At 66.0% G+C, this 26,675-nt stretch carries 29 protein-coding genes; 9 read left to right on the top strand and 20 right to left on the bottom strand.

Features of this window, described 5'->3' with window-relative positions:
- Positions 1-220: 220 nt before the first annotated feature.
- The 3 genes from lipA to LDZ26_RS00785 form a co-directional block, all read right to left on the bottom strand.
- A complete protein-coding gene (gene lipA / locus LDZ26_RS00795; protein ID WP_244847745.1) occupies positions 221-1,225 on the bottom strand; it encodes a lipoyl synthase in 1,005 nt (334 codons plus the stop codon).
- A complete protein-coding gene (gene lipB, locus LDZ26_RS00790) occupies positions 1,222-2,025 on the bottom strand; it encodes a lipoyl(octanoyl) transferase LipB (RefSeq protein WP_244847744.1) in 804 nt (267 codons plus the stop codon). Before lipB ends, lipA begins: the two co-directional genes overlap by 4 nt.
- Positions 2,026-2,096: 71 nt before the next feature.
- Positions 2,097-2,423 (bottom strand): DUF2917 domain-containing protein, encoded by a 327-nt coding sequence (locus LDZ26_RS00785; protein ID WP_244847743.1) that lies wholly within the window; start codon positions 2,421-2,423, stop codon positions 2,097-2,099.
- Positions 2,424-2,546: 123 nt separating this feature from the next.
- Between LDZ26_RS00785 and LDZ26_RS00780 the strand changes: the two genes are divergently transcribed.
- Positions 2,547-3,506 (top strand): transcriptional regulator GcvA, encoded by a 960-nt coding sequence (locus LDZ26_RS00780; RefSeq protein ID WP_175940574.1) that lies wholly within the window; start codon positions 2,547-2,549, stop codon positions 3,504-3,506.
- On the opposite strand, the gene LDZ26_RS00775 is transcribed toward LDZ26_RS00780, so the two are convergent.
- The 10 genes from LDZ26_RS00775 to LDZ26_RS00730 all read right to left on the bottom strand — a co-directional run bounded on the left by LDZ26_RS00775 (position 3,490) and on the right by LDZ26_RS00730 (position 12,646).
- Positions 3,490-3,804, bottom strand: a complete 315-nt coding sequence (locus tag LDZ26_RS00775) for a DUF493 family protein (protein ID WP_244847741.1) — start codon at positions 3,802-3,804, stop codon at positions 3,490-3,492. The two genes, LDZ26_RS00780 and LDZ26_RS00775, sit on opposite strands and share 17 nt — an antisense overlap.
- A 10-nt stretch (positions 3,805-3,814) precedes the next feature.
- Positions 3,815-4,732, bottom strand: a complete 918-nt coding sequence (locus LDZ26_RS00770; protein ID WP_244847740.1) for a D-amino acid aminotransferase — start codon at positions 4,730-4,732, stop codon at positions 3,815-3,817.
- Between the two features lie 31 nt (positions 4,733-4,763).
- Entirely contained in the window at positions 4,764-5,996 is a 1,233-nt protein-coding gene (locus LDZ26_RS00765) for a D-alanyl-D-alanine carboxypeptidase family protein (RefSeq protein ID WP_244848793.1), read from the bottom strand.
- Between the two features lie 461 nt (positions 5,997-6,457).
- The gene (locus LDZ26_RS00760) at positions 6,458-7,084 is read right to left on the bottom strand and encodes an alpha/beta hydrolase (protein ID WP_244847739.1); all 627 of its coding nucleotides are present in this window, start codon (positions 7,082-7,084) and stop codon (positions 6,458-6,460) included.
- An 11-nt stretch (positions 7,085-7,095) separates the two neighbouring features.
- Positions 7,096-7,425, bottom strand: coding sequence for a ferredoxin (locus tag LDZ26_RS00755; RefSeq protein ID WP_244847737.1), 330 nt, complete (start codon positions 7,423-7,425; stop codon positions 7,096-7,098).
- A 325-nt stretch (positions 7,426-7,750) separates the two neighbouring features.
- On the bottom strand, positions 7,751-8,929 hold the full coding sequence (locus LDZ26_RS00750) for a VanZ family protein (RefSeq protein WP_244847736.1): 1,179 nt from the start codon (positions 8,927-8,929) through the stop codon (positions 7,751-7,753).
- A 49-nt stretch (positions 8,930-8,978) separates the two neighbouring features.
- Complete coding sequence (locus LDZ26_RS00745) at positions 8,979-9,614, bottom strand: ABC-type transport auxiliary lipoprotein family protein (protein ID WP_244847735.1); 636 nt, start codon at positions 9,612-9,614, stop codon at positions 8,979-8,981.
- A 34-nt stretch (positions 9,615-9,648) separates the two neighbouring features.
- Positions 9,649-10,608 (bottom strand): MlaD family protein, encoded by a 960-nt coding sequence (locus LDZ26_RS00740; protein ID WP_244847734.1) that lies wholly within the window; start codon positions 10,606-10,608, stop codon positions 9,649-9,651.
- 30 nt (positions 10,609-10,638) lie between these two features.
- Complete coding sequence (locus LDZ26_RS00735) at positions 10,639-11,514, bottom strand: ABC transporter ATP-binding protein (protein WP_244847733.1); 876 nt, start codon at positions 11,512-11,514, stop codon at positions 10,639-10,641.
- 4 nt (positions 11,515-11,518) lie between these two features.
- Entirely contained in the window at positions 11,519-12,646 is a 1,128-nt protein-coding gene (locus tag LDZ26_RS00730; protein WP_244847732.1) for an ABC transporter permease, read from the bottom strand.
- Positions 12,647-12,762: 116 nt separating this feature from the next.
- On the opposite strand from LDZ26_RS00730, the gene LDZ26_RS00725 reads away from it, so the two are divergent.
- Genes LDZ26_RS00725 through LDZ26_RS00715 form a run of 3 tightly spaced genes read left to right on the top strand, consistent with a single transcriptional unit; the run spans position 12,763 to position 14,766 of the window.
- Positions 12,763-13,671 carry a biotin--[acetyl-CoA-carboxylase] ligase gene (locus LDZ26_RS00725; protein WP_244847731.1) on the top strand — a complete coding sequence of 303 codons (909 nt, stop codon included), beginning with the start codon at positions 12,763-12,765 and terminating at the stop codon, positions 13,669-13,671.
- A complete protein-coding gene (locus LDZ26_RS00720) occupies positions 13,668-14,495 on the top strand; it encodes a type III pantothenate kinase (protein ID WP_244847730.1) in 828 nt (275 codons plus the stop codon). Before LDZ26_RS00725 ends, LDZ26_RS00720 begins: the two co-directional genes overlap by 4 nt.
- A 28-nt stretch (positions 14,496-14,523) precedes the next feature.
- Positions 14,524-14,766, top strand: coding sequence for a hypothetical protein (locus tag LDZ26_RS00715; RefSeq protein ID WP_206467398.1), 243 nt, complete (start codon positions 14,524-14,526; stop codon positions 14,764-14,766).
- A 9-nt stretch (positions 14,767-14,775) separates the two neighbouring features.
- On the opposite strand, the gene rfaE2 is transcribed toward LDZ26_RS00715, so the two are convergent.
- From rfaE2 to LDZ26_RS00680, 7 genes are all read right to left on the bottom strand, one after another.
- Positions 14,776-15,258 carry a D-glycero-beta-D-manno-heptose 1-phosphate adenylyltransferase gene (gene rfaE2 / locus LDZ26_RS00710; RefSeq protein WP_244847729.1) on the bottom strand — a complete coding sequence of 161 codons (483 nt, stop codon included), beginning with the start codon at positions 15,256-15,258 and terminating at the stop codon, positions 14,776-14,778.
- A 142-nt stretch (positions 15,259-15,400) separates the two neighbouring features.
- Entirely contained in the window at positions 15,401-16,276 is an 876-nt protein-coding gene (locus LDZ26_RS00705; RefSeq protein ID WP_244847728.1) for a ferritin-like domain-containing protein, read from the bottom strand.
- A 445-nt stretch (positions 16,277-16,721) separates the two neighbouring features.
- Positions 16,722-17,735, bottom strand: coding sequence for a MerR family transcriptional regulator (locus tag LDZ26_RS00700; protein WP_244847726.1), 1,014 nt, complete (start codon positions 17,733-17,735; stop codon positions 16,722-16,724).
- Positions 17,736-17,969: 234 nt separating this feature from the next.
- Positions 17,970-18,737 carry a PhaM family polyhydroxyalkanoate granule multifunctional regulatory protein gene (locus LDZ26_RS00695; RefSeq protein WP_244847725.1) on the bottom strand — a complete coding sequence of 256 codons (768 nt, stop codon included), beginning with the start codon at positions 18,735-18,737 and terminating at the stop codon, positions 17,970-17,972.
- A 59-nt stretch (positions 18,738-18,796) separates the two neighbouring features.
- The gene (locus LDZ26_RS00690) at positions 18,797-19,624 is read right to left on the bottom strand and encodes an enoyl-CoA hydratase/isomerase family protein (RefSeq protein WP_244847724.1); all 828 of its coding nucleotides are present in this window, start codon (positions 19,622-19,624) and stop codon (positions 18,797-18,799) included.
- Between the two features lie 16 nt (positions 19,625-19,640).
- A complete protein-coding gene (locus LDZ26_RS00685; RefSeq protein ID WP_206467394.1) occupies positions 19,641-20,801 on the bottom strand; it encodes an ABC transporter substrate-binding protein in 1,161 nt (386 codons plus the stop codon).
- A 126-nt stretch (positions 20,802-20,927) separates the two neighbouring features.
- Complete coding sequence (locus LDZ26_RS00680) at positions 20,928-21,914, bottom strand: fumarylacetoacetate hydrolase family protein (protein WP_244847723.1); 987 nt, start codon at positions 21,912-21,914, stop codon at positions 20,928-20,930.
- Between the two features lie 75 nt (positions 21,915-21,989).
- Here LDZ26_RS00680 and LDZ26_RS00675 point away from each other — a divergent pair, with 75 nt between their 5' ends.
- The 5 genes from LDZ26_RS00675 to LDZ26_RS00655 all read left to right on the top strand — a co-directional run bounded on the left by LDZ26_RS00675 (position 21,990) and on the right by LDZ26_RS00655 (position 26,672).
- Entirely contained in the window at positions 21,990-22,805 is an 816-nt protein-coding gene (locus LDZ26_RS00675; RefSeq protein WP_244847722.1) for an IclR family transcriptional regulator, read from the top strand.
- A gap of 88 nt (positions 22,806-22,893) precedes the next feature.
- Positions 22,894-24,120 carry a DUF3108 domain-containing protein gene (locus tag LDZ26_RS00670; protein WP_244847721.1) on the top strand — a complete coding sequence of 409 codons (1,227 nt, stop codon included), beginning with the start codon at positions 22,894-22,896 and terminating at the stop codon, positions 24,118-24,120.
- 64 nt (positions 24,121-24,184) lie between these two features.
- Complete coding sequence (locus LDZ26_RS00665) at positions 24,185-24,973, top strand: alpha/beta fold hydrolase (protein ID WP_244847720.1); 789 nt, start codon at positions 24,185-24,187, stop codon at positions 24,971-24,973.
- A 123-nt stretch (positions 24,974-25,096) separates the two neighbouring features.
- Positions 25,097-25,354, top strand: a complete 258-nt coding sequence (locus LDZ26_RS00660) for a DUF3567 domain-containing protein (protein ID WP_159837774.1) — start codon at positions 25,097-25,099, stop codon at positions 25,352-25,354.
- Between the two features lie 250 nt (positions 25,355-25,604).
- Positions 25,605-26,672 carry a homocysteine S-methyltransferase family protein gene (locus LDZ26_RS00655; RefSeq protein WP_244847719.1) on the top strand — a complete coding sequence of 356 codons (1,068 nt, stop codon included), beginning with the start codon at positions 25,605-25,607 and terminating at the stop codon, positions 26,670-26,672.
- Positions 26,673-26,675 lie beyond the last annotated feature (3 nt).

Below are 26,675 nucleotides of genomic sequence, written 5' to 3'. Positions count from 1 at the left end.
GACTTGGCCGATTCATGGTCCGGCTTCGGGCAGCCAGCAGCGAGGGGCGGGAACGGCGGCGGCGGTGCGGGTCGAACGGCATGCGTGGGTCGGTTAGACCCATTCCCAGCCATGCCGGAGCCCGATGATCCGGACATATCGCCGCTGCTCCGCCCATCCGCACGCCCGAAAAAAAACCCACGTCACCGTGGGTTTTCGTTTGCAGCAAGCCGCAGCCCAGTCAAACCACCCCCGCCCCATGCGCCTGCACATCCGCGTGATAACTCGACCGCACCATCGCGCCGACGGCCGCGTGCGTGAAGCCCATCTTGTACGCTTCTTCCTCGTACATCTTGAACGTATCCGGATGCACGTAAGCGCGCACCGGCAGATGATGCTCCGACGGCTGCAAATACTGGCCGATAGTCAGCATATCGACGTCGTGCGCGCGCAGATCACGCATCACCTGAAGAATTTCCTCTTCCGTTTCGCCCAGGCCGACCATCAGGCCCGACTTCGTCGCGACTTCCGGATGCAGCGCCTTGAAGTCCTTCAGCAGCTTCAGCGAATGGTGATAATCCGAACCCGGACGCGCTTCCTTATAAAGACGCGGCACCGTTTCGAGGTTGTGGTTCATCACGTCGGGCGGCGCGGCGGTCAGGATATTGATCGCGCGGTCCAGACGCCCGCGAAAATCCGGCGTCAGAATCTCGATGCGCGTTTCCGGCGAATGCTCGCGCACCTGCCGGATGCACTCCACGAAGTGGGCCGCACCGCCGTCGCGCAGATCGTCGCGGTCGACGCTCGTGATGACCACGTACTTCAGCTTCAACGCGCCGATGGTGCGCGCGAGATTCAGCGGCTCCTCGGGATCGAGCGGATCGGGACGGCCGTGGCCGACATCGCAGAACGGGCAGCGGCGCGTGCACTTGTCGCCCATGATCATGAACGTGGCCGTGCCCTTGCCGAAGCATTCGCCGATATTCGGGCAGCTCGCTTCCTCGCAGACGGTGTGCAGGTTGTGCTCGCGCAGAATCTGCTTGATCTCGTTGAAGCGCGAATTGCCGGTCGCCGTGCGCACGCGAATCCACTCCGGCTTTTTCAGCTTCTCGATCGGCACCACTTTGATCGGAATGCGCGATGTCTTCGCCTGCGCCTTTTGTTTCGCGGTGGCGTCGTAGGGCGCGGGGATCGTCGGGGAAGCGGGAGCGGTGTCGCCTGCCAGGTTTGCGGTTGCGTCAGTCATTCGGTTGATCCGGTAGATGCAGCGGGACGGCTCGCGCCGTCTTGCGGTTGAGCGGCGGCGCTCGGCGTGCCGTCGATCTGATGCGCCAGTCTTTCGGCGAGCGTGCGTGCGACATCGCGCCAGCCGGCCACGACGCCGAGCGTCGCCATGTCGACCGTTTCGAGTCCCGCGTAGCCGCACGGGTTGATCGCGAGGAACGGCCGAAGGTCCATCTTCACGTTAAGGCTGACGCCGTGATAGCTGCAGCCGTTGCGGATCTTGAGCCCGAGCGCGGCGATCTTCGCGCCCTCATGCAGTTCGTGCAAACGAACGTTCGCGCCGCGCTGCGCCTGAAGCGCGGACGGCGCGGCGACGTAAATGCCCGGCGCGCCCGCCTTGCGGTCGGTCGCCAGATTATACGTTGCAAGCGTTTCGATCACGGCCTCTTCGATACGGCGCACCATCTCGCGCACCATGAGCTTGCGACGGCGCAAGTCGATGAGCAGATACGCGACGATCTGCCCCGGCCCGTGATACGTGATCTGCCCGCCGCGGTCCACCTTGACGAGCGGAATGCCGCTGTCGGCTAACAGGAGATGCGCGGGATCGCCCGCGAGACCGAGCGTGAAAACCTGCGGATGCTCGACGAGCCAGATTTCGTCCGGCGTGTCGGGCGTGCGGGCGTCGGTGAACGCGCGCATCGCGTCGAAACTCTCGCCGTACGGTTCGAGGCCGCGCCAGCGCAGAATGACGCCGCCGGGCAAGTCGATGGCAGGCTCGGAGATAAGCTCGGTAGAAAATGCAAGCGGCGTGGCGGACATAATCCCGGTAGTTTACCGAAATCGCTCCATGCCCGCCGGCCGTGAAGACGAAGATGGACCGATGCGCACGGTCAGACGGTGCGCCAGCCGGCGCGAAAACGCAGCGCGAGCCGCTCGATGCGCGCGGACAGCCAACGAATCGCGCGCTCGTCGCGACGCGGCACGATGGTGAACACGACGCGCGCGGGCTTGTCGCCTTCCGCCGAAAGCCATAGGCGTTCGCGCTCGCGCAGATTCAGCCGGTCGCCAGGCGCGAGCCAGTAGTCTTCGATGTCGTTGCTGCGTGTCGCCCAGACCGGGCTGCCGTGCACGGTGAGCCGCGTACCGCGCGCAATGCGCATCGGCACGGTTTCGCCGGGATTGATTTCGAACGTGACGCTTGTTGATATTTCTCGCATGATCGACTCCGCCAACGGAACGTTTCGATGACTACAATCGTAGGCGTAGCAAGGCATCGGGCAAAACGATCAATTTTCACCGCTATGTGAGCCGCATTGACAAACGGATCCACGAACATCCACATGGACCTGCGCCAGCTTCCCGCGCTGAACGCGCTGCGGGCCTTCGAAGCCGCCGCCCGTCACGAGAGCTTTTCGCGCGCCGCCGACGAGCTTTTCGTCACGCACGGCGCGGTCAGTCATCAGATACGCGCGCTGGAGGCGGAACTCGGCGTGGCGCTTTTCGCCCGCGACGGCAAGCGCGTGCGCCTCACCGACCGCGGCCGACAGTACGCAGCCGACGTGCGCGCAGCGCTCGTCGCGCTCGCGGAATCGACGCGGCGCATGCGCTCGGGCGACCGGGACCGGCGGCTCGTCGTGTCCATGCTGTCGTCGTTTTCGGCGCGCTGGCTCACGTCGCGCGTGGGCGGTTTCATCGAAAAGCACCCGGAATTCGATCTCGAACTGCTGTCGACGAACGCGCTCACCGACTTCAGCCGCGACGACGTGGACGTGGCGATCCGCTTCGGCTACGGCAAGTATGCGGGCGTGCACGCGGAGCCGTTGCTCGACGAAGTGTTCTTTCCGGCGTGCTCGCCGCGCTTCAACGGCGGCGCGCTGCCGCGCGTGCCGGCCGATCTCGCGAACATGCCGCTTCTGCGCTCCGGCGACGAGCTATGGCGCCCGTGGTTCGACGCAGCGGGCCTGCCGGACATGCCGGAGCCGAAACGCGGCGTCTTGTTCGAGGATTCGTCGAATTTGCTGCAAGCGGCCATCGATGGCCAGGGGATCGCGCTCGTGCGGCGCTCGCTCGCGATGCAGGAAATCATCGACGGGCGGCTCGTGAGGCTTTTCAATGTGGATGGTCCGAGTCCGTGGACCTATTACTTCGTGTGTCCGCCGGAGTTGCTGGCGACCAAGCGCGTGCAGGCGTTTCGGGAGTGGATCTTCTCCGAAGCGGAGAAGTTCAGGCAGCTTTACGAGCGCACGCCCGCCGTGTGCGATGCGCCCGCCGCCGCAGGCAATCTCAGAGCACTACCTTGACCATCGGGTGGCCGGTGAGCGCGCGATAGATGTCGTCCAGATGCGCGCGGTTCTGCGCGCGCACCGTGCACGTGAGGCCCGTGTAGTTGCCGCCGGACGACGGCCGCGCTTCGACACGCGTGACGTCGAACGCGTTGTCGAACTCGCGGATCACGGTGATGATGGTGTCCTGAAACTCGGGATGCGACTTGCCCATCACCTTGATCGGGAAATCGCAAGGGAAATTGAACAGCTCGTCGGTGCTGCTGGCCTGCGTCGGATCGGCCGACTGCGGCTTCGAATCGATTGAATCGGACATGGGTTTCTCCTTAACCGGCGCGGCTCGCCTGCTGCGCGAACTCGCGCGACTTCGCCCGCTGGTAGGCGTCATACAGCGCAGCATAGACCGGGCCGGGACGCCCGTTGCCGACGGCCTGGCCGTCGAGCGTGGTGATCGGCATGACTTCTTTGGTCGCCGAGCTGATCATGATTTCGTCGGCGGCGCGCAGTTCGGCCTCGGTGATGTCGCGTTCCTCGAACCGAATGCCCGCCTCGGCCGCGAGTTCCTCGACGAGTCCGTACCGGATGCCTTCCAGAATGCGCGGACCGCGCGGCACGCCCAGCAGCGCGCCGTCCTTTACTACCCACACATTTGAGGACGATCCTTCGGTAAGCAAGCCGTCGCGCAACTGGATGGTTTCGAGCGCGTCGTTTTCCGCCGCGTGCTGCGCCATCAGCACATTGCCGAGCAGCGAAACCGACTTGATATCGCAATGCAGCCAGCGCTTGTCCTCGGCCGTCACCGCGACCGCGCCTTGCGCGCGGCTCGCGGCGCTCGGCAGCACGAGCGGGCTCAACATCACGAAAACGGTCGGCGTGATGCCGGCCGGAAACGCGTGCCCGCGCTTTTTCGCGACGCCGCGCGTCACCTGAATGTAGACGAGGGCGTCGCCCGGACCGGCGTTCGCGTCGATCGAGCGGGCGATGAGCGCGCGCCAGCCGGCGTCGTCGAACGGATTCTCGATGCGGATCTTGCCGAGGCTCCGGTTCAGCCGCGCGAGATGCTGCGCGAGCCGAAACGGCAGACGCGCGCCGCCGCCCTGCGCGTAAAGCGGCACGACTTCATAGACGCCGTCGCCGAAAATGAAGCCCCGATCCAGCACCGGGATGCGCGCTTCGGAAAGCGGTCCCCACTCGCCGTTCAGATAGACCGTCGGGTTGAAGTCGTCGGCTTGGCTTTGGCTCATTCGAACCGCTCCGTTGGAACAGAAAACGCGATTACTTCTTCTTTTGCCACATCAGCAGCGCGGAATCCCACAGGCGGCCGAAGAGGCCGGCTTGCGGCACGTCCTGCAACGCGACGAGCGGGAACTGCGCGACGTCCTTGCCGTCGGCCACCATGCGCACGGTGCCGATCTGCTGGCCCTTCTTGATCGGCGCGATCAGCAAGTCGTTGCGCGTGATAGTCGGCTTGACCTTGTCGCCGAGGCCCTTCGGCACGGTGATGTACTGGTCCGTCTCCACGCCCGCCTGCACGTTGTCGGCCGCGCCCTTGTACACGCGCGGCGATTCAATCACCTGGTTCGCCTTGTAGAGGCGCAGCGCGTCATACGCGGTGTAGCCGTAGTTCAGCATCTTGAGGCTGTCCTGCACGCGCGCCGATTCCTTCGGCTCGCCCATCATCACGGCGACGAGACGGCGGCTCGCGTCCGGCATGCCCGGCAGCGAACGCTTGGCCGTGGCGATCAGGCAATAGCCCGCCGCTTTCGTGTGACCGGTCTTGAGACCGTCGACGCTCGGATCGAGCCACAGCAAGCGGTTGCGGTTCGGCTGCTTGATCTTGTTGTACGTGAATTCCTTCTCCGAGAAGATGCTGTAGTACTCGGGGAAATCGCGGATCAGACGCGTCGACAGCACGGCGAGGTCGCCTGCCGTCGTGTAGTGCTGCGGATCGGGCATGCCGTTCACGTCCGCATAGTGCGTGTGCTTCATGCCGATGCGTTGCGCCGCGCCGTTCATCAGATTGACGAAGTTGGCCTCGCTGCCGCCGACGAGTTCCGCGAGCGCGATGGCCGCGTCGTTGCCCGACTGGATGATCATGCCGTACACGAGGTCATGCACCGTGACCGGCTTGTTCGCCTCGATGAACATGCGCGACTCGTCCGTCCTCACGCGGCGCACGGCCTCGGTCGGCATGACCGTCTGGTCCATGTTGATCTTCTTGGACTTGAGCGCGTCGAAGACGAGGTACGCGGTCATCAGCTTCGTGAGCGACGCCGGCTCGACGCGTTCATCCGGATTGCCGGATGCGAGCACCTGATTGCTCGTGGCATCGACGAGCACCCACGAATGCGCCGTCACCGCGGGCGGCGGCACCTGCGCGAACGCGCTCGCGGCAGCGAGCACGGCCGGCAGCACGACGGCGGCCTTGATTGCGCGGCGGTGAATGGCAGTAGTGGAAACGAAAGCGGAGACGGGCGAAACAGAAAGGCCGGAAGGGAAAAAGCGCATAGGATCGGTCGGCAGAAAGAGCATCGGCGCTCCGCCCGGGATGATCCGAAAGGCGGCGAAGCGCGGGTTGAACAGGCAGACCGTTCATGCCGGTCGCGCTCTTCGCCTGCTGGCGGAAACGGGCACGCGGGGGTGCCGCGGCGAAGGAGCGCACATTCGACAGACGGCCGCGCCATCGGTTCTCAAACGTTTGTTCTCGAACGTCGCATGGGCCGGCAAAGAGCCGGCGCTCTGGCGTCGGGCTTTTCGCCACGGCGTCGGGTCACAGCGTGCGAGCGCAACGTTGTGACGCGAAATCGCGGCGAAAAAATTCTGCGCCATTATACGCGCGGCCAAGAGCGCGATTACGGCGAATCTGCGCGAATCCAGCGCCAATCCGCGCTTTTTCAGGCGATGCCTTAAGCGAAATGTCGATTCGCGATGACCGCGCGAGCCGGCGCGCGGCGAAAGCCTTCGGAAGCCTAACGCCAGGCGTCGACGATCACGCGCTTGAGAATATGCAGCTTGCGATGGAAGAAATGCTCGCCGCCCGGAATGACGACGACCGGCAACTCCTGCGGCCGCGCCCAGTCGTAGACGGAGGCGATGGGCACGGTATCGTCCACTTCGCCATGAATCACGAGCGTGTTCTCGGGGACGGGCGCCACTTCCCAGCGGCTTGCCGCCGTGCCGACGAAGACCATGCGCTCGATTGCCTCCTCGCTTTCCTGCATGCGCTTCGCGACATGCGACAGCACGAAGGTGCCGAACGAAAAGCCCGCCAGCACGATCGGCATGTCGCGCTGGCCCGGCTGCGCGCGCATGTGTTCGATGACCGCGAGCAGGTCTTCGCGCTCGCCGATGCCGTTGTCGTGCTCGCCTTCGGTCTGGCCGACGCCGCGAAAATTGGAGCGATACGTCGTATAGCCGAGCTGCACGAAGGTGCGCGCGAGCGTTTGCGCGACCTTGTTGTCCATCGTCCCGCCGAAGAGCGGATGCGGATGCGCGACGAGCGCGATGCCGCGCGGCGCGGACTCCGTGCGATCGAGCGCGACTTCGATCTTGCCCACCGGGCCGTCGATGAGGAATTTTTCTGTTTGCGCGTTCATGAAGGCGGGCGTCAGGCGGGTTGATCGATCAGAAGACGCTCGACGATCTTGCCGTTGGCGAGATGCGAATCGACGATCTCGTCGATGTCGGTTTCATCGACATACGTGTACCACGTGCCTTCCGGATACACGACGACGACCGGCCCTTGCTCGCAGCGGTCGAGACACCCGGCCTTGTTGATGCGCACCTTGCCTTCGCCTGCGAGGCCGAGCTTCTTCACGCGCTTTTTTGCGTGCTCCTGCATGGCTTGCGCATTGCAGTTGGCGCAACTGGGACGCGAGGCGTCGGCATCGCGCTGATTCAGGCAGAAGAACACGTGGTACTTGTAGAAGGAGTCCATGAGCGTCCGGCGATGGGGGTGTCGGTCGATTATAGCGAGCGATGTCGGGGGGCGTGTCGGCGGGAGTTGGCGCTTTAGCGCCTTACTCCCGCCCCATGCAGAGCGGTCGGCGGGAGTTGGCGCTTTAGCGCCTTACTCCCGCCCCATGCAGAGCGGTCGGCGGGAGTTGGCGCTTCAGCGCCTTACTCCCGCCCCATGCAGAGCGGTCGGCGGGAGTTGGCGCTTGAGCGCCCTACTCCCGCCCCATGCAGGGCGGTCGGCGGGAGTTGGCGCTTTAGCGCCCTACTCCCGCCCCCATGCAGAGCGGTCGGCGGGAGTTGGCAATCTAGCGATCCCCGCCCGCACCATCTCCCCCGCCCCGCCGCCTACCCATCCACGCCCTTTCCGCCGCCGACGCGAGCCACCCCAACGCCGCATACGGCCACACCCACGCGAGCCAGTGCAGCAGTCCGTTGAAATGCAGATACCGCCCCTGCCGCCAATCCGCGAGCACGATGTCGAAGTACGGATTCACCGGCAGCAGATTCACGAGCGCGAGCCCCACGACGAGCGCCGCACCCGCGAGCGCCGCCCGCAGCGCACGCGGTAGCGACACGGCCAGCACGCCGGCCACCGCGCCGATCCCGATGCCTTCGAGCGCGCCGTCCGTCGCCCAGTCGAAGGTCAGCCCGGCGCGCGATTGCAGGAACGACGCGCCCGCCTTCGCCACCAGCGTCGCCACGATCAGCCCCAGCATCAGCCGGATGCGCGGCGCGCGCTCGCGCGTGAGCAGCGTGACGAGCACGAGCGCCGCGAAAAGATTCGACGACGTGATCATCGCTTCCCACGATTCGTCGGACAACAGCGCGCCGAGGCGGTCGGGCCACGTTTCCACGTCCCACGCGGCGGGCGTCCACGCGAGAATCGCGTCCTGCATCGCCGGATCGAGCGCATCCCACAGCACGCGCGGCAAGTCGCCGCCGCCGAATAGATACGGCGCAGGAAACATCGACGCGAACGGCCACAGCGCCGACAGTCCGATCACATAGGCCGCATGCCGCTCGAACCACGTGAAGCGAATCCGCCGCAGCAAGCCGCGGTCGAGCAGCGCGCTGGTCGCGGGCGCTGCCAGCACGCCGCCGATTAGCGCGCCGAGCGCATTGGCGGCGAGATCGAGGTTGGACGCGACGCGCGTCGGCAAGTACGTCTGGATGGATTCCATCGCGCCCGACAACAGCGCGCCGCCCGCGAACGCCGCGCACACCGCGAGCGAGCCGCGCCAGCGCGGATACAGCGCGAGCACGATTAGCGCGCCGAGCGGCATATAGCCGAGCACGTTGGTGAGGACATCGAAGGCCGTCAGGTAACGCGGCAGCGGATCGGTCAGGAACGCGAACGGCCCGAGACCGAGCGAGCGCCAGCCGGAAAACGGATACAGCGAGCCGTACACGACGAGCACCGCGTACGCGACAAGCGCCTGCCGCGAGAACGCCGACGGTCGGCGCTGCCATTGCTTGATCGTCATGAGCCGCCCAGGCGCGTCCGTTCGAGCGGAAATGCGATGAAACACGGAGTCATCGCGAGGCGGTGAGCGGCTGCGCGCCGAGCCACGCGCCCAGTTGCGCGATCAGATCGTCCGATGCCGCCGCCAGCGCCCGCGCGCCGCCCGATGCATCGGCGCTCGGCGCGGGCGCGCTCGCCGTGAACATGCGCTGCGCGATGACGCGGCCATGCTGTGTGAGCGTCGCGCGCACCGATACGACGCCGTGGCTCCGTTCCGGCGCATCGAAGACCTGTTCGAAGCCGGTCAGCTCGATCTCCAGCAACGGCGCGCGCACCGTGTCCGCGCCCGTGAGCACCGGGCCGCGTTGCGAGAGCGTATCGCGCAATCGCTGCGTGAGAAGCTGCGCGGGCGGCATGGTCCAGTGGCTCGTCGCATAGCTGCCGGTGCGCTGTGCATCGACGTAACTCAGGCGATAGACGAACGCGTCGGTTTCCAGATCACGCGACGCGCGCACCGCCAGCACTTTCACCGGCGGCATCGGCGCATCAGTCGCAGGACTCGCAGGACTCGGAGGACTGGCGGCGGGCCGCGCGCCGAGGTCGTAGCGCGCGTCCGGCGTCGCGGGCGGGCTCGTCGCGCAGCCCGCGAGCATCGCGATGCAGGCGAGCGCAAGCGCCAACGGTCGTTTTAGCTCAGCAAGTGACATATGAATCCTTCGTTGTCCTGTTCTTTGGCCTCGTTCAGCGCGACGGATTCGCGGGCCACACGAAGCCCGGCTCGCCCGGCCCCGGCGGCATCGACGGCGCGCCGAACAGCACGCTGCGCGGACTCGCGCTGAACGTATCGGCGGCGCGGTCGACCGAACGCGCGGCGGCGCCGAGATCTTCGGTGAACGAATAGAGGCGCGGCAATGCCTCGAAGCTGACGCGCGCCGTCACGTCACGCAGCGAATCGTTGATGTCCGCGAGGGCGGCTGCAGCCTGCTGCGCCGCGTCGCCCGCCTTGTTCAGGTTGGTCACGAACGGCCCGTTCTCGCGGTTCAGGTTCTGCATCAGCGCGTTCGTCGAAGCGAGCGTGCGATCCAGCTGATTCAGCGTCTGCGGCAGATGCGCGGTTGCGGGCGCGACCTGGCTCGCGAGCGACGCGATGCCGTCCGCCGCGCCCTTCAGGCTTCTGGTGGTGTCGAGAAGCTGATCGCGCACGTCGTCGGAGAGAAACTTGTCCGCGTCTTCCGAAAGGCGCTCGAACTTGCGGAGGATCACATCGCCGCGTTCCTGCAACTGCTCGAAAAGCCCCGGACGCATCGGCACTTCCGCGACGTGCTGCTGCGACGACGCGAGCGCGGTCGTGTCCTTGCCCGTGTCGTCGAGCTGCACGAACGCGATGCCCGTCACGCCCTGAAAGCCGAGCGTCGCGAAGGTGGAGTGCGTCATCGGCGCATTGCGATCGACGAGAATGCGGATGCGGATCTGCCCCGGATGCGCCCGGTCGAAGCGGATCGACTCGACCTTGCCGACGCCGAGCCCGCGATAACGCACGGCGGCATCGGTGAAGAGGCCCGTCACGTTGGTTCGCGCGATCAGGTCATACGGCACGCGCACCGTGCGGTCCACGTTGAAGAAGAACGCCGCGAACGCAATGGCCAGCACGAGCACGATGGTGAACAGCCCGGTCCAGAACGCGTGTGATTTGTTTTCCATCGGCAGGTTCCTTGTCGCTTTTGCGCCGGACTACTTCACGGTGATGGTGGCGTCGTCGAGCGCGGCGGCGGGCAGCTTCGCGCGGCGTTCGGGCGGCAGCGCCTGAAGCGCGCGCCGTCCGCGCCGCCCGAGAAAATACTCACGGATGAACGGATGATCCACCGCGACCGCTTCTTCCACGGGCGCCGCGACGAGCACGCGCCGGTCCGCGAGCACGGCGACGCGCGTGGAGAGCGCGACCATCGTATCGAGATCGTGCGTGACCATGACGACGGTGAGACCGAGCGCGCGATGCAGCGTCGCGATCAGATCGACGAACTCGTCCGATGCCTTCGGATCGAGACCGGCCGTGGGCTCGTCGAGAAAGAGCAGTTCGGGTTCGAGCGCAATGGCCCGCGCAATGCCGACGCGCTTGACCATGCCGCCCGAGAGCGCCGCCGGCATCTTGCTCGCGTGCTTGCACGAGAGGCCGACCATTTCGAGCTTCAGCATCACGAACTCGCGGATCAGGTCTTCGGGAATCTTGCCGAGTTCGCGAAACGGCTGCGCGATGTTGTCATACACCGACAGCGACGAGAAGAGCGCGCCTTGCTGAAACATCATGCCGGAGCGCGTGCGCAGCATCTTCGCGGTTTCGGCGTCCATGCGCGCCCATTCCTCGCCGAGCACGCGAATCACGCCCGAGGTCGGCGATTCGAGCCCGAGAATCTGCCGCACGAGCGTGGTCTTGCCGGAGCCCGAGCCGCCCAGCAGCGCGACGATTTCCCCACGGCGCACCTCGAAGTTCAGATGCTCGTGAATCACCGTGCTGCCGTAGCGTTTCGTGACATCGCGCACTTCGATGACCGGCTCCGCTATCGCGGGCGGCGGCTGATGGCGCACGGCGGTGGCGAGCGTCGTCGACATGGCGTCAGAGCCCCACGTTCTGGAAGAGGATGGCGAACACCGCGTCCGCGAGAATCACGACGGTGATCGACGTGACCACGGAGGTCGTCGTGCCCTCGCCGAGACTCTGCGAATTCGGCTTGATGCGAAAGCCGAAGTGGCATGCGGCGAGCGCGATCAGCATGCCGAACACGACGCCCTTGCCGAGCCCGATCCACAGGTTCGCAATCGGCACGACGGACGGCAGCGAGCGGATGAAGAACGAAATGTCGATGGACAGCACGAGCTTCGCCGCGAGCGCGCCGCCCGTCAGCGCGATGATGTTGGTCCACATGACGAGCAGCGGCATGGCGACGCCGAGCGCGAGCACGCGCGGCACCACGAGCCGCAGGCCGTGCGGAATGCCCATGACCTGCATCGCGTCGAGTTCCTCGGTGACGCGCATCACGCCGATCTGCGCGGTGATCGCGGAGCCCGAGCGCCCGGCGACGAGAATCGCGGACAGCACCGGGCCGAGCTCGCGAATCACCGACAGCCCGAGAATGTTCACGATGTACTGGTTCGCGCCGAACATGCGCAGTTGCTGCGCGGACAGATAACTAAGCACGATGCCGATCAGAAACGCGACGAGCGCCGTGATCGCGAGCGCCTGCGCGCCGGCGCTATAGATGTTCGCGGAGATCTCCGTCCACGGAATGCGCCTCGGGCGGCGAACGAGGCCGATGAGATCCAGCACGAAGCCGCCGAACATCGCGAGGCCGCCGTGCAGATGATCGAAGAACGCGAAGATCAGGTGTCCGAGCCGCGTGACCGGATCGGTGCGATCGACGGCCTCCGGCTCCTCGCGCTCGGCGTCGAGCAGCGCGACGCGCTCGAAAATTTCGCGCTGGGTGTCCGACAGCGCAACGGTCGCGGGCATCTTGCGGCCCCAGATGCGCCAGAGCGCCTGCCCGCCCACGTGATCGAGCCGTTCGATCGACAGAAGATCCCACTGCCCGATGGCCTCGCGCCCGATCGCGCGCAGCCGCCGCGTGACGCCGGTTTTCGAGCGGTCACGCGCGAGCGCGAGCGCCGTCCACTGGCCCGAGAGACGGACCACCTTGCCTTGCTGACCGGCTTCCACTCGCAGGCGGGGCGGCGTGTCGAAGTTCAAGGATCGAAGGGGCGTTGGAACGCGGTTTGAGGGAGAGGGACATTGTAACGAAGGTTCGTTGCACGGCGGCGCGATCCGCCACGCGAAGCGCCGACCCTGCCCGCTACAATATCCCGATGACCCCGACTCCCGCCTTCGCCCCCGACGCGCCCTGGCGCATCGACCGTAACCGGCTCGCCACGCTCGCCGAGCGTGCCGCGCGCGACTGGACCATCGAGATCGTCGACGAAACCGGCTCCACCAACGCCGATCTCGTCGAGCGCATGCGCACGCTCGCCCGCGACGTCGCGCAACACGCGCCGCCCGCGCCGGTCGTGCGCATCGCGTATGCCCAGACTGCCGGGCGCGGGCGGCGCGGCCGCGCGTGGCTCGCCGAGCCGGGCAATGCGCTGCTGATGTCGGTGGGATACGTGCTGCGGCGGCCCATCGAAGGGCTGTCGGGCTTGAGTCTCGCCATCGGCACCGCCGTGCTGGACGCGCTCGCGCGCCTGCCGCTCACGCCGTCCGCGCGGCCCGCGCTGAAGTGGCCGAACGACGTGCTGCTCGACGACGGCAAGCTCGCCGGCATCCTGATCGAGACGGCGTGGAATGCGCCGGGCGCGACGGCGGTGGTGATCGGCATCGGCGTGAATCTGCACGGCGCGGAGCAGCTTGCCGCGCAAGTGGACGACGCGAACCGGCAGTCGCAGTCAACCGCCGCGATTCCCGGCGCCGCGCCCGCCGCGCTCGCCCGCGCGTGGCCGGATGCGAATCTCACGGACACGCTCGCCGCGCTGCTGAATGCGCTCGACACGGCGCTGCCCCGTTTCGAAGCGGACGGCTTCCGGCCGTTCCGCCAGCGCTGGACCGACGCGCACGCGTACGCGGGCCGCGAGGTCGTGCTGATGGATCAGGGACAGGAAGTGACGCGCGGCGTCGCCACCGGCGTCGACGACAGCGGCCACTTGCTGATCGACGCGCCCGAAGGACCGCGCGCCGTCGCCACGGGCGAACTATCGCTGCGGCTCGCGAAGGAGCGTCCGTGAGCGACGCGCCGTTGCTGCTGATCGACGCCGGCAACAGCCGCATCAAGTGGTCGCTCGTGGATGCGCACGGCGCGGCCATCGCGGGCGGCGCGCTGGAGCATGAACGTGAACCCGCGCCGAGCGATGCCGCCGATCCAGCGGTCGCCGCGTGGTCGGCGCTGCCTCGGCCCGACAGCGCGTGGATCTCGAACGTGGCCGGCGCGGCGGCGCAGGCGCGCATCGAACGCATGATCGACGCGCGCTGGCCGGCGCTGCCGCGCACCGTCGTACGCGCGAAGGCCGCGCAATGCGGCGTGACCAACCGCTACGCGGAGCCGGAGAAGCTCGGCAGCGACCGCTGGGCGGGCCTCATCGGCGCGCGCGCCGCGTTTCCCGGCGAGAACGTGCTGATCGCCACCTTCGGCACCGCGACGACGCTCGAAGCGTTGCGCGCGGACGGCGTCTTCACCGGCGGATTGATCGCGCCGGGCTGGTCGCTGATGATGCAATCGCTCGGCAGCCACACCGCGCAACTGCCGACACTCGATGCCGCTGCCGCGCGCCGCGCCCTCGGCCAAGCGGAACCGGCCCCGCGCAGCCTCTTCGCCACCGATACGGCCGCCGCGCTCTCGGCGGGCTGCCTGCTCGCGCAAGCGAGTCTGATCGAACGCGCATGGCGCGATTTGCGCGCGGACTGGCGGGCCGACGTGCGGCTCGTGCTCGGCGGCGGCGCGGCCAACGAGATTGCGGGCGCGCTCGCGGTGCCGCACACTCGCCACGATTCCCTCGTGCTCGCCGGCCTCGCGCTTATCGCGCGCGAATCGGCCGCACATAGAATTGACTGATTACCGACCGACTGACGGAGCCCCTGGCATGCTGCGCTGGCTCATTGCCCTTCTCATTCTGGCGAACGTGCTGGTGTTCGCGCTCGTGCACGGCATGTTCGGATCGTCGCTGCCCGCCGCGGGCGCGCGCGAGCCGCATCATCTGTTGCAACAGGTGCGGCCCGAAACGCTGACGACGCGGCCGCTGCGCCCCGAAGAAGCGGCCGATCAGCCGCAGGTGGGCGGTCCCGCGCCCGCCGCGAACGTGGAGACGAAGCCGCTCGGCCAGTAGAGCGTCCGTTCAGGATTGAGCGCGGACCTTCTTCAAGAGCGCGGTGGTCGAGCGGTCATGCTCGAACGCGATCGCCAGCGCCTTGCCGCCCCATCCGCGCACGAGCGCCGATTCGGCGAGCTTGTCCATGTCGTAGTCGCCGCCTTTGACGAGCACGTCCGGACGCAGCGCGTCGATCAGTTGCAGCGGCGTCGATTCCCCGAACTTCACGACCCAATCCACGCTTTCGAGCGCCGCGAGCAGCGCCATGCGGTCGTCTTCGCGATTGATCGGGCGATCGTCGCCCTTGCCGAGCGTGCGCACGGAGGCATCGCTGTTCACGCCGACGATCAGCGTCGCGCCCAGCGCCTTCGCGTCGGCAAGATAGGTCACGTGTCCGCGATGCAGGATGTCGAACACGCCGTTGGTGAACACGACCGGCCCGGCGAGCGTCGGGCGGAGCGCGGCGAGCGCGTCGCGCGTGGTGATCTTGCGTTCGAAAGTGGCGGGCATGGCGATGCTCAACGGGTAGTTCGGAAAGCGCGCATTGTGCCACGGCGTTTCGCCGGCGAAGCGCGCGGCCTGGAAAGCAAAACGGCCCGCCGATGTGAGCCGGCAGGCCGTTTGTTCATGCGAGCGACAGTTGTTACACCTGTCAGGCGGGCTGTCCGCTGGAGCCGCCCGACGCAGCTTGCAGACGCTGCACCACTTCCTTGCGATAGCGGTTCAACTCCTGCGCGGTGACGAACGACCGCTCGAACAGAATCGAGAGGTTGTGCAGAATGCGCTCGACGACCTTCTTCTCCCAGCTATCGTCGAAGCGAATCTGATCGTCCAGCCAGCGTTCGAGCCACTCGGGGTCGGGCAGACGCGACTGCACGGTATCGCGCGGAAAGAGCGCCTGATTGACGTGCAAGTTCGTCGGATGCAGCGGCTTTTCGGTGCGACGGGCGGAGGCCATCAGCACGCCGATCTTCGCGAACGCGGCGCGCGCCGAATCGCCTGCATTGACGAGCGCCTTCTTCATGTAGCGCAGATACGCGCCGCCGTGGCGCGCCTCGTCGCGCGAGATGGTTTCGTAGATGTGCTTGATGACCGGCTCGGTGTGCCATTCAGCCGCGCGGCGATACCAGTGATTCAGGCGGATTTCGCCGCAGAAGTGCAGCATCAGCGTTTCGAGCGGCGGCGCCGGATCGAATTCGAAGCGCACGGCGTGCAGTTCTTCTTCCGTCGGCACGAGTTCGGGCCTGAAGCGGCGCAGATACTCCATCAACACCAGCGAATGCTTCTGCTCTTCGAAAAACCACACGCTCATGAAGGCGGAAAAGTCGCTGTCATGGTGGTTGTCACGCAAGAACATTTCGGTTGCGGGAAGAGCGGACCATTCGGTGATCGCGTTCATCTTGATGGTCCGGGCCTGCTCGTCGGTGAGCAGGGACGCATCGAACTTGTCCCAGGGGATGTCCTTCTCCATATCCCAACGGACGGATTCCAGCGATTTATAAAGTTCCGGATAAAGCATGGTGTTCATAGTCCACCCCTGAAGCCACTTATGCGACGTTATATCTGTATGACGGTCGGCCGAACGTGCGCGACGACCGCTGCACGCAAGCAACCAAGCTTTCAATTTTACGCGGGATTCCGGCGGCCACAGGCGAAAAACGACAAGGAAGCACTCGATGCAGCGCCGTGGCAACGCGCCAGCCGGCTTCGACATGCGCGTTCTTGCGCGCGTGCCGCCTTGCGTGCGTCCTGTTCTGCCGTGGGTGAGAAGCGAAACCTGTGCCCAAGTTCCGTCGAGGCTTTCGTCGTGCCGCCTGCTTAGCGGCTCGCCGCATGACGCATGCCGCATGCCGCATACGTGCGCCGGAAACATCGCGCGGGCATGCGACCGAGCGCCGGCGCGCGGACGCACGTTTGGTCGATGCCGCGACGTTCGCAGGCCCGCTCGGGCTCGCGCTAGCAAGCCTTCCCGATCATAGCACGGCGCTTTCGCGCCAAGCCGCCACGAACTCTTCGATCGGCGTCAAACCCGCGAGATGCTCGACGCCCTCGTTCAGCTTGCGGCGCAGCGCCGGGCTGCTGCCGCCGACCCAGATGCGGATGTGCGGCGGCAACATGCTGCGCAGCTCGGTCAGTCCGTTCGCGATGACCTGAGCCGGAAGCACCGCCGTGAACGACAGCCCGACGACATCCACCTCGTGCGCCACCGCCGCGCTGACGATGTCGTGCAGCGGCGTTTGCAAGCCCAACTGCACGCATTCGCACTCGCAGAGGCTGAACATGGCTTCGGCCATCAGAATGCCGAGACCGTGGCCTTCGCCGGAGAGCGTCGTCAACAGAACGCGGGGCCGGCCGCCGCGACCGCGCAGCGCCTCGGACAGCGGGCGCATCAGCGTGCGCAGCGTGAACTGGATCGACTCGCTGAACAAGTGCTCGTGGTAGACCTGCAGCGTGCCCGCCGCCCATGCGTTGCCCACCCGGGCGGCAAGCGGCGCGGCGACGTCGACTACGAAGCGCTCCAGACCGTCGCGCGTCGCGCGTCGCAGCAGTCCAAAGCGGAAGTCCTCGTAGGCGCCGTTGCGCAGCAGCGCGATGAAGTGGTCCAGTTCGGCGTCCGGCGCGTCCTGCCCGACTCCCGACGACTCCGCGAGTTGCTGCAACGCCTCGATCGGCTGCGGGAGGACCTTGCTCGGCCGATGCCCCGCGTCCAGCAGGCGTTTCACGAGCCGCAGCTTCGTTACCTGCTCCTGCGGGTAGAGGCGCTCGCCGCCGGGCGAGCGCATGGGCTGCGGAAAGCCGTAGCGCCGTTCCCAGACGCGCAGCGTGTCCTTCGTCAGACCAATCTCCTGAGCGATCGCGCCGATGCCGACGCCGCTCAGGCTCGATCCCACGGAATGCAGGGGCGGGGCCTCGGGCGGTGATTCGGCTTGTCCCGCACCGCTCGCGTCTGGCGCGGGCTGCAGGTTTTCTTCCGATGAGTTTGTCATGGACAAAAACGGTAATTGAACACACGGACGGTCCTCTGCACGTCGCATGCCTGCGTCGGCGGGTGGACAAAACCGTTCTTGTTGCATAGTGACTGATAGACAAAATATGTCAATGGGTAGCTACGCGACGATGCCACATGAGCCGGCGCTCCCCAAACAAAAACGCCTGACGACCACAAGCCGCCAGGCGTTTCTTCTCACCCGATGCCGCGTCCTGCGACACCCGCGCGATGCCTACTCCGGTTTTTTGCGCGGCGGCGTCTTACGCGCGGCCGCTTTTTTCGCCGCTGCTGCGGCGGCTGACGTGTCGTCGCCCGGCTGGCTGCTGGGAGCCGGCGCGGTCGAACTTTCTTCGGCCGACGCCGACGGCTGACCCTGCGGCGCGCCCGCCATGCCGGGCTGAATCATCGCCAGTTGCGCGAGCTGGTTGAACTGCGATTGCAGCGCGTTCCACCATCCGCTCGGATCGAAGCCCGGCGGCAGCGGCGCGTCGGCGTTCGCGCCCGCTTCCGGGTTGTCGCTTTCCGTGGGCGCCGCGCGCTCGCCCGGCGCGGCCTTCGGCGCGTCGCTCGGCGCGGCTCCGCCCATCGGCCAGCGGCCCGCCGCCTTCGACGTCTCCGTTGCCGCGTTCTGCGCGTTCTCCACGGACGTCTGCGCGAACGCGCCGAACGCGCGCAGCGTGGCGAGCGTCGCGCGCTGCACTTCCAGCGCCTGAATCGCCGATTGCAGCATGTTCAGGTTGAGCTTGAGCCACTGCTCGACGGCGCGCATGTCCGTCACGCGCTTGTCCAGTTCCTCGATGTTCGTGAGCGGCGCGAGCATGTCCGACATCATGGAGAGCGAAGGATTCGCGCCCTGCGCGCCGCCCGACATGGCGGCCGCGAACGGATTCAGGCGCATCATTTCCCACATCTTGCCCATCATGTCCGCCTGACCGAAGCCGGGGAAGCCGGAAAAGCCGGGAATGGAAAACGGCGGGGTGCCGCCTGAGGTGTCCGTCATTCGTCGCTCCTCTTGATTGGTTGATCGCTTCGGCTGGCCACGAGCCACGCGGGGCCGCGTCAGAACGGCGCGCCGCCGGGAAAGTCCGGCGCGCGGCGCTCGCGCAGCGAACGCATGCCTTCGTGCACGTCGGGTCCGGCAAAGCCCATGAATTCCAGCGCGAGCGATGTATCGAAAGTCGGCCCCGCCATGCGCAGCCAGTTGTTCAGCGCGTACTTGGTCCAGCGGATGGCCGTCTGCGATCCCTGCGCGAGCCGGTTCGCCACTTCGATCGCCTTCGACATGAGTTCGCTCTCTTCCACCGCGAGCGATACCAGCCCGATGCGCTCCGCCTCCTCGCCGCTCACGGGCTCGCACAGGAGGAGATAGTACTTGGCCTTCGCCATCCCGCACAGCAGCGGCCAGATGATCGCCGCGTGATCGCCCGCCGCGACGCCGAGCCGCGTATGTCCGTCGATGATGCGCGCCGACTTCGACGCAATGGAGATATCCGCGAGCAAGCCCGCGACCAGCCCCGCGCCGACCGCCGGGCCGTGCATCGCGGAGACGATCGGCTTGCTGCAATTGATCACGTTGTACACGAGATCGCGCGCTTCGCGCCAGACACGCGAGCGCACGTCGAAGTCGTTCGCCATCTGCTCGACGAGCGCGAGGTCGCCGCCCGCCGAAAAGCCCTTGCCCTCGCCGCGAATCAGCGCGACGCGCGTCTCGGGATCGCGGTCGATGTCGCGCCAGATCTCCGCGAGTTCGCGGTGCATGTTGGCGTCGGCGGTAGAGAGGCCGCTCTTGTTCGCGCCCGCGCCCGGCATGACGACTTCCAGCACGCCATGCGCGTGACGGCGCAAGCGCAACGACGTGTAGCCCGAATACAAGGAGAGATCGCTCATGTCCGTTCGATGTGGTCTAGCGCGGCTGATACACCCACTTGCCGTCGCGAATCTCGACCATCACGCGGGCGCGCTGGTCGAGGCCGATATGGTCGTTCGGCGTCATGTTGACGACGCCGTTGGTATCCGCAAAGTTCTTCGTGCCTTCGAGCGCATCGCGCAGCGCGCCGCGAAAGGCGGGCGTGCCCGGCGCGCCGGCTTTCATCGCGATCGGAACGGCGCGCTGGAGCAGCATGCCCGCGTCCCACGCATACGATCCGAACGCGGAAACGGTGCCCGCGCCCTGCTTCGCTTCGTACAGTTTGATGTAGTCGAGCGCGAGGCGCTTGGCCGGATGATCGTCCGGCAATTGCGCCGCGACGAGCACCGGGCTCGTCGGCAGGAACGTGCCGTTGCAATCCGCGCCGCACACGCGCAGGAAGTCGCGATTGCCCACGCCGTGATTGTGATACACCTTGCCCTTGTAGCCGCGCTGCGCGAGCGTCTTCGGCGGCAACGCGGCGGGCGTGCCGGCCGCGCCGACCACCACCGCGTCCGGCTTGGCCGCGAGAATCTTCAGAATCTGCCCGGTCACGCTCGGGTCCGTGCGATTGAACCGCTCGTTGGCGACCACGGTGATCTTGTGCAGTTGCGCGAACTTCGCGACTTCCGCGTAAAAGGTTTCGCCGAGCGCGTCCGCCTGGCCGATGTACGCGAGCGTCTTCACGCCGTGATTGCTCGCGTGCTCGGCAATCGCGGAGGCCATCATCGCGTCGGTTTGCGGCGTCTTGAACACCCAGCGGCGCTTGTCGTCGACAGGCTCGATGATCTTCGCCGATGACGCCAGCGAGATCATCGGCGTCTGGCCTTGCGCGACGACGTCGATCATCGCGAGCGAATTCGGCGTGATCGACGAGCCGATGATCGCATCGACCTGATTCTCGCTGATGAGCTTCTTCGTGGTCTGCACGGCCTGCGTGGTGTCGGAGGCGTCGTCGAGCACGATGTAATCGACGCTCGCGCCGCCCATTTCCTTCGGCAGAAGCGCGACGGTATCGCGGGCGGGAATGCCTAGCGACGCGGCCGGCCCCGTCAGCGACAGCACGAGCCCGATCTTGACGTGCGGCGTTTGCGCGAACGCCGCTGTCGTCGCGGCGAATGCGAGCACGGCTGCCGCCACCCACTTGCTTCTGCGCATGGAAGTCTCCTTTTGTTTTTTGTCGTCGCGCGGCGCGTGAGCCGCAACGCCCGGAGAGTGTACGGTGGCCGGTGCTCCCGACGCATCGGGCGAAACCCGTTGCGCCGGTTGTTTCATCGCGCGATATCAGTGTTCGAGCTGCACGACAGCCTGATCGATCGCGCCGAAAATGGACTTGCCCGCGTCGTCGAAGATTTCGATTTTCACGCTGTCGCCGAACTTCATGAACTCGGTCTGCGGCGCGCCGTGCTCGATGGTCTCCAGGCAGCGCTTCTCCGCGATACAGCAGTAGCCGCGCTTCGTGTCCTTGTTCGAGATCGTGCCCGAACCGACGATCGACCCCGCGCGCAGATTGCGCGTCTTCGCCGCGTGCGCGATCAGCTGGCCGAAGTGGAACACCATGTCCACGCCGCAGTCCGGCTGGCCGACTTTCTTGCCGTTCCAGTGCACGGTCATCGGGCGATGCAGGCGGCCTTCGCGCCACGCGTCGCCCAGTTCGTCCGGCGTGACGGCCACGGGCGAAAACGCGGTGGCAGGCTTGCTCTGGAAGAAGCCGAAGCCCTTCGCGAGTTCGGCGGGGATGAGGTTGCGCAGCGAGACATCGTTGGCGAGCATCAGCAAGCGCACGCTTTTCAACGCTTCGTCGGGCGTGGGCGCCATCTGCACATCGGAGGTGATGACGGCGACTTCGGCCTCGAAGTCGATGCCATACGATTCGGACGCGCAGACGATATCGTCCGTCGGCCCGAGAAAGTCGTCGCTGCCGCCCTGATACATGAGCGGATCGGTCCAGAATTCGGCCGGCATTTCGGCGCCGCGCGCGCGCCGCACGAGCTCGACGTGATTCACGTAGGACGAGCCATCGGCCCATTGAAACGCGCGCGGCAGCGGCGCCATGCACGACTTCGGATCGAACGAAAACGTGTGGCGCGCGCGCCCCTGATTCAACGCTTCGTAGACGTCGTAAAGCTGCGGCGCGTAGAACGTCCAGTCGTCGAGCGCGCGTTGCAGCGTGGAGACGATTCCATCGGGAATGACAGCCGTGCGCAAATCGCGCGATACGACGATGAGCTGGCCGTCGCGCGTGCCGTCCTTCAGCGTGGCAAGTTTCATAAGGCGGAGTCGGGCTGAGATGACGTTGAGGGAAATCTATTTTACGATGGTGAATCCATCGCCTTCCCGCTTTCCATGCCATCCAACGCGCCCGCCACCGGCGACGAACTCGACCTCGACGCATCCGAAGAGAAACTGCGCTCGGGCATTCAGTCGATCGAAGTCGGCTTCCGATTGCTCGATGTGCTGACTCACGAGCCGCGCGCCATGATGCTGCGCGACCTCGCGCAGCGCGCGGGCATGAGCCCGGCGAAGGCGCATCGGTATCTGGTGAGCTTCGTGCGGCTGGGGCTCGCGTCGCAGGACCCCCTCACGGGGCGCTATGAACTCGGCGGCTTTGCCTTGCAGATGGGGCTCGCGCGCCTCGCACGTGTCGATGGCGTGAAGCTCGCGCGCATTGCGCTGGCCGAATTGCGCGAGCGCATCGACCAGACCGTGGGCATCGCGGTGTGGGGCAATCAGGGGCCGACGGTCGTGCACTGGATGGAGTCGAGCTACCCGGCGAAGGCATCGCTCAAGCTCGGCGACGTGATGCCGCTGCTGTCGTCGGCCACGGGATTGCTCTTTGCCACGTATCTGCCGCGCAGCAAGACGCAGCCGATGCTCGAACGCGAACTCGCTGCGAGCAAGCAAACACTCGCTGATGTCGAGCCGCTTTTCGCCGATGTCCGCGAACATGGCGCGGCGCGCGTCGAAGGCATGTTGCTGCCGTCGATCCACGCGTTCTGCATGCCCGTTTTCGATTCGACCGGCGAACTCGCGCTCGGGCTGATCGCGCTCGGACACGAAGGCGCATTCGATACGCGCTGGGGCGGCGAGATCGATTCGGCGCTTCGGGCGTGCGCGCGCAGCCTGTCGTATGAACTTGGGTATAAGGCGGGCGAACGGTGATCGCGCCTGCGCGCGGAACATCGCCGCGAGCGCGCGTGTCATAACCGCTTCTGTCGTCGCGCCATTCCTTCTCTTTCCGCTTCGTTCGATGCCCCTGTTTTCGTTTCACCGTCCGCCTGCTGCGCCGGGCGAGCCTTCCGTTGCCGCGTCCGCGCCGAATGGGCCTCGCCGCTGGGGGCGCTGGGGGCGCTGGGTTGGGGCGGCGCTGATCGTCGCCGGGCTGCATTGGAGCGCGATGCGCTGGATCGAACACGCGAAGCAGCCGGCGAATCAGCCGCCCGAGCAGAAGCCGCCGGTTCAGGTGGAATTGCTGACCCCGAAGCCCGTGGCGCCGCCTGCGCCCGTCAAACCGGCCGAGCCGGCGCATGTGGCGCGGCCTGCGCCGCCCAAAGCCGCGCCTGCGCCTGCGCCTGTTCAGCAGCTCGCTGCGCCCGAGCCCGTGTTGAGCGCGGCCACGCCGCAGCCCGGTGAGCCGGCGGCGGCATCGGGCGTGGCGGCTTCTGGCGCGGGAGCCGCGAGCGCATCCGCGCCAACCGCAGCAGCAGCCGCCGCCCCCGCTGCACCCGCTGCACCCGCTTCCGGCGACAAATTCAGCGTCCCGCCGACCGGCGACCTTCGCTACGACACGCTCGTCAACGGCGTGATGAACCAGACCGGCACGATCCACTGGACGAACGACGGCCAGCACTACGAGATGGTCGTCTCCATTCCGTTGCCGTTCGTCGGTCCGTACGTGTATTCGAGCAAGGGCCATATCGATGCCTTCGGCATCGCGCCGGAACAGTATTCGGAGAAACGCGGCCGCCGCGCCGCCGATGTCGCCGTTTTCAATCGCGAGACGAAGCAGATCGTCTACACGCGCACGCCGAATAGCCAGCCGCTCGCGGACGGCGCGCAGGATCGCTTCAGCGTCGTCATGCAACTGACGAGCCTCGTGCGCGGCGCGCCCGATGTCTACAAACCCGGCGTCACGCGACAGTTCAGCGTCGCGGATAACGACAGCAGCGAAATCTGGCCGATGGAAACCGTCGGCGATGAAACGGTGCAGACGCGCGACGGTTTCGTCGCCGCGCGGCATTTCACGCGCCTGCCGCGCCGCGAAGGCGACCGGCGCAAGCTCGACATCTGGCTGGCGCCGTCGCTCGGCTGGCTGCCCGCGCGCATCCTTCAGACCGAGCCTTCCGGCATGCAGGTCGAAATGCTGTGGGCCGGCAAGCTGCAAGCGGCTTCCGCTGCCGAGAACAACGCGCCGGGCACGCCGGATGCGTCAGAGGAAACCGCACCCGCCGCCGACGATGCATCCGTCAGGCCGTAGCGGCGGCGCGTCCCACGGTCTCACGGGACGCACGGAATCTCAAAGCGACCTCCACGGAGCGGATATGCAGGTGAACATCAAAGGCATCGAAACCCGATACGTTCTCGACAACGAAGGCGGCGGTCCCTGGCTGACCTTCATCCATCCACTCGCCGGCGACTTGTCCGCGTGGGATCAGATGGCCGGCTACTTCCGCAACGATTTCACCGTGCTGCGTTATGACTTGCGCGGCCACGGCTACACGGCGGTGTCGCCGGAGGCATTCAGCGTGGACGATCTCGCCGATGACCTGTCCGAGTTGCTCGACAAGCTCGGCGCGCCGAGCACGCATGTCGTCGGCTTGTCGCTGGGCGGCATGGTTGCGCAGAAGTTCGCCATCAACCATGCGGACAAAGTGGATTCGCTGACGGTCGTGGGCGCGCCCGCGTTCATTCGCGAGGAAGCGCGATCGACGTTTTTGCAACGCGCGGCTTCCGTGCGTCAGAACGGCATAGGGAGTATGGTGGAATCGACGCTGGCACGCTGGTTCACGGAGGGCTTTCGTAAAGCGCATCCCGAAGTGATCGAGCAGATCGGCGAAACGATTGCGCGCACGCCCGACGAAGGCTTCGCGAAGGCTGCGGAAGCTCTGAGCCGTTTCGATGCGAAGAGCCAGCTTGCGTCCATCCAAAAGCGCACGCTCGTCGTGGCCGGTGAACACGACAATGGCACGCCGCATGCTGAATCCAAGGTAATCGCCGACACGGTGCCGGGCGCGCAATTCGAACTTCTGGATGCGGCACACATGTCTCCGATCGAGGCGTCGCAACGCTTTTGCGCATTGCTCGATGCGTTTCTGCGTGAGGCCGCCTGACCACGTTTCACAGAAAAAAGCCTCGATAACACGGCATCACGTCGAGGCCACCCCTTGAATTCCCACCCAGTCGCTCCAACTACGATGCAGGTTGCGGGAGCAACAGGAATAAGGAGTGTCGCCATGCAAATGATCTACAACAGCCCTAACTATTGCGTCGTTGAATTTCCACCCCAGGCCAACCATCTCGCGATGATGTCGGGCGGGTATGAAATCGTCGACAAGAACACGCAACGGGAGATCTTCATCGACGGCGAGCTTGCGGCAAAATTCCGCGAGCATGTGCAAAAGCTGATCGAAGAAGAGCCATCGCTCGAGGATGTCGATGAATTCCTCGGCCAGTTCGATATCTTGATGACCCAGCCCGTGGTCCTGCACTAACGCCACGTTTCGCGCGGGCGCTCCGAGTCTTGCGCCCGCGCCGCCATGCTCGCCGGCAAATTGGCGAATGAGGCGAGCCACGCAATACGGCAAACGAGCGACACGCCAGAAGACACCCCGCCGAAGCCTCGGCGGGGTTCTTTTTTTCGCGCGTGCGCTTCGCCACGAAGCAAACCGCGCCGGGAGCGACCGCATCGCGCTGCGGCTACAATGACGGACTATTTCCTCTCCGGTGCAGGGCCTGTCCGTCATGAACCAGAACGCCAATCCGAGTCTTCCGGTCCCCGCGCGCGATTACACGCGCGGCGCCGCGCTTCCCACGCTGTTGCAGCAGCGCATCCTGATTCTCGATGGCGCGATGGGCACCATGATCCAGCGTTACAAGCTGGACGAAGCCGCTTATCGCGGTGATCGCTTCAAGGATTATGGCCGCGATATCAAGGGCAACAACGAGTTGCTCTCCATCACGCAGCCGCAGATCATCCGCGAGATTCACGACCAATACCTCGCGGCGGGCGCGGACATCATCGAGACGAATACGTTCGGCGCCACGCGGGTCGCGCAGGCCGATTACGGCATGGAAGACCTCGCCGCCGAAATGAACTTGGCGTCGGCGAAGCTTGCCCGCGAAGCCTGCGATGCATTTTCGACGCCGGACAAGCCGCGCTTCGTCGCGGGCGCGATCGGGCCGACGCCCAAGACCGCGAGCATCTCGCCGGACGTGAACGATCCCGGCGCGCGCAACGTGAGCTTCGACGAACTGCGCGACGCGTACTACGAGCAAGCCAAGGCGCTGCTCGATGCGGGCTGCGATCTCTTTCTCGTCGAAACCATCTTCGACACGCTGAACGCAAAGGCTGCGCTCTTTGCGCTCGACGAGCTTTTCGAGAACACGGGCGAACGCCTGCCGATCATGATCTCCGGCACGGTCACGGACGCATCGGGGCGCATCCTGTCGGGTCAGACCGTCGAGGCGTTCTGGAACTCGCTGCGTCACGCGAAGCCGCTGACGTTCGGGCTCAACTGCGCGCTCGGCGCGGCGCTCATGCGCCCGTATATCGCCGAGTTGGCGAAGCTCTGCGATACCTACGTGTCGTGCTATCCGAACGCCGGCCTGCCGAATCCGATGAGCGATACCGGCTTCGACGAAACGCCCGACGTGACATCGGGGCTGCTCAAGGAATTCGCGCAGGCGGGACTCGTCAATCTCGCGGGCGGATGCTGCGGAACCACGCCCGAGCACATCGCGGAGATTGCGAAGGCGCTCGCGCAAGTCAAGCCGCGCGCCTTCCCTTCGCAATACCGCGACGCCGCTTGAGTA

Origin of the sequence: Caballeronia sp. SL2Y3, assembly GCF_022879575.1 — a bacterium.
In the GTDB taxonomy this organism is placed as follows: Bacteria; Pseudomonadota; Gammaproteobacteria; order Burkholderiales; family Burkholderiaceae; genus Caballeronia.
This window is presented reverse-complemented; position numbering and strand designations above follow the sequence as displayed.

Coding starts and splice junctions, on each gene's coding strand:
- LDZ26_RS00705 (WP_244847728.1), bottom strand. CDS start 16,276: ATGAACACCATGCTTTATCCGGAACTTTATAAATCGCTGGAATCCGTC.
- LDZ26_RS00660 (WP_159837774.1), top strand. CDS start 25,097: ATGCAAATGATCTACAACAGCCCTAACTATTGCGTCGTTGAATTTCCA.
- LDZ26_RS00695 (WP_244847725.1), bottom strand. CDS start 18,737: ATGACGGACACCTCAGGCGGCACCCCGCCGTTTTCCATTCCCGGCTTT.
- lipB (WP_244847744.1), bottom strand. CDS start 2,025: ATGTCCGCCACGCCGCTTGCATTTTCTACCGAGCTTATCTCCGAGCCT.
- lipA (WP_244847745.1), bottom strand. CDS start 1,225: ATGACTGACGCAACCGCAAACCTGGCAGGCGACACCGCTCCCGCTTCC.
- LDZ26_RS00740 (WP_244847734.1), bottom strand. CDS start 10,608: ATGGAAAACAAATCACACGCGTTCTGGACCGGGCTGTTCACCATCGTG.
- LDZ26_RS00745 (WP_244847735.1), bottom strand. CDS start 9,614: ATGTCACTTGCTGAGCTAAAACGACCGTTGGCGCTTGCGCTCGCCTGC.
- LDZ26_RS00735 (WP_244847733.1), bottom strand. CDS start 11,514: ATGTCGACGACGCTCGCCACCGCCGTGCGCCATCAGCCGCCGCCCGCG.
- LDZ26_RS00750 (WP_244847736.1), bottom strand. CDS start 8,929: ATGACGATCAAGCAATGGCAGCGCCGACCGTCGGCGTTCTCGCGGCAG.
- LDZ26_RS00680 (WP_244847723.1), bottom strand. CDS start 21,914: ATGAAACTTGCCACGCTGAAGGACGGCACGCGCGACGGCCAGCTCATC.
- LDZ26_RS00715 (WP_206467398.1), top strand. CDS start 14,524: ATGCTGCGCTGGCTCATTGCCCTTCTCATTCTGGCGAACGTGCTGGTG.
- LDZ26_RS00675 (WP_244847722.1), top strand. CDS start 21,990: ATGCCATCCAACGCGCCCGCCACCGGCGACGAACTCGACCTCGACGCA.
- LDZ26_RS00765 (WP_244848793.1), bottom strand. CDS start 5,996: ATGCGCTTTTTCCCTTCCGGCCTTTCTGTTTCGCCCGTCTCCGCTTTC.
- LDZ26_RS00755 (WP_244847737.1), bottom strand. CDS start 7,425: ATGGACTCCTTCTACAAGTACCACGTGTTCTTCTGCCTGAATCAGCGC.
- LDZ26_RS00760 (WP_244847739.1), bottom strand. CDS start 7,084: ATGAACGCGCAAACAGAAAAATTCCTCATCGACGGCCCGGTGGGCAAG.
- LDZ26_RS00670 (WP_244847721.1), top strand. CDS start 22,894: ATGCCCCTGTTTTCGTTTCACCGTCCGCCTGCTGCGCCGGGCGAGCCT.
- LDZ26_RS00685 (WP_206467394.1), bottom strand. CDS start 20,801: ATGCGCAGAAGCAAGTGGGTGGCGGCAGCCGTGCTCGCATTCGCCGCG.
- LDZ26_RS00775 (WP_244847741.1), bottom strand. CDS start 3,804: ATGTCCGATTCAATCGATTCGAAGCCGCAGTCGGCCGATCCGACGCAG.
- LDZ26_RS00690 (WP_244847724.1), bottom strand. CDS start 19,624: ATGAGCGATCTCTCCTTGTATTCGGGCTACACGTCGTTGCGCTTGCGC.
- LDZ26_RS00785 (WP_244847743.1), bottom strand. CDS start 2,423: ATGCGAGAAATATCAACAAGCGTCACGTTCGAAATCAATCCCGGCGAA.
- LDZ26_RS00725 (WP_244847731.1), top strand. CDS start 12,763: ATGACCCCGACTCCCGCCTTCGCCCCCGACGCGCCCTGGCGCATCGAC.
- LDZ26_RS00665 (WP_244847720.1), top strand. CDS start 24,185: ATGCAGGTGAACATCAAAGGCATCGAAACCCGATACGTTCTCGACAAC.
- LDZ26_RS00780 (WP_175940574.1), top strand. CDS start 2,547: ATGGACCTGCGCCAGCTTCCCGCGCTGAACGCGCTGCGGGCCTTCGAA.
- LDZ26_RS00655 (WP_244847719.1), top strand. CDS start 25,605: ATGAACCAGAACGCCAATCCGAGTCTTCCGGTCCCCGCGCGCGATTAC.
- rfaE2 (WP_244847729.1), bottom strand. CDS start 15,258: ATGCCCGCCACTTTCGAACGCAAGATCACCACGCGCGACGCGCTCGCC.
- LDZ26_RS00700 (WP_244847726.1), bottom strand. CDS start 17,735: ATGACAAACTCATCGGAAGAAAACCTGCAGCCCGCGCCAGACGCGAGC.
- LDZ26_RS00770 (WP_244847740.1), bottom strand. CDS start 4,732: ATGAGCCAAAGCCAAGCCGACGACTTCAACCCGACGGTCTATCTGAAC.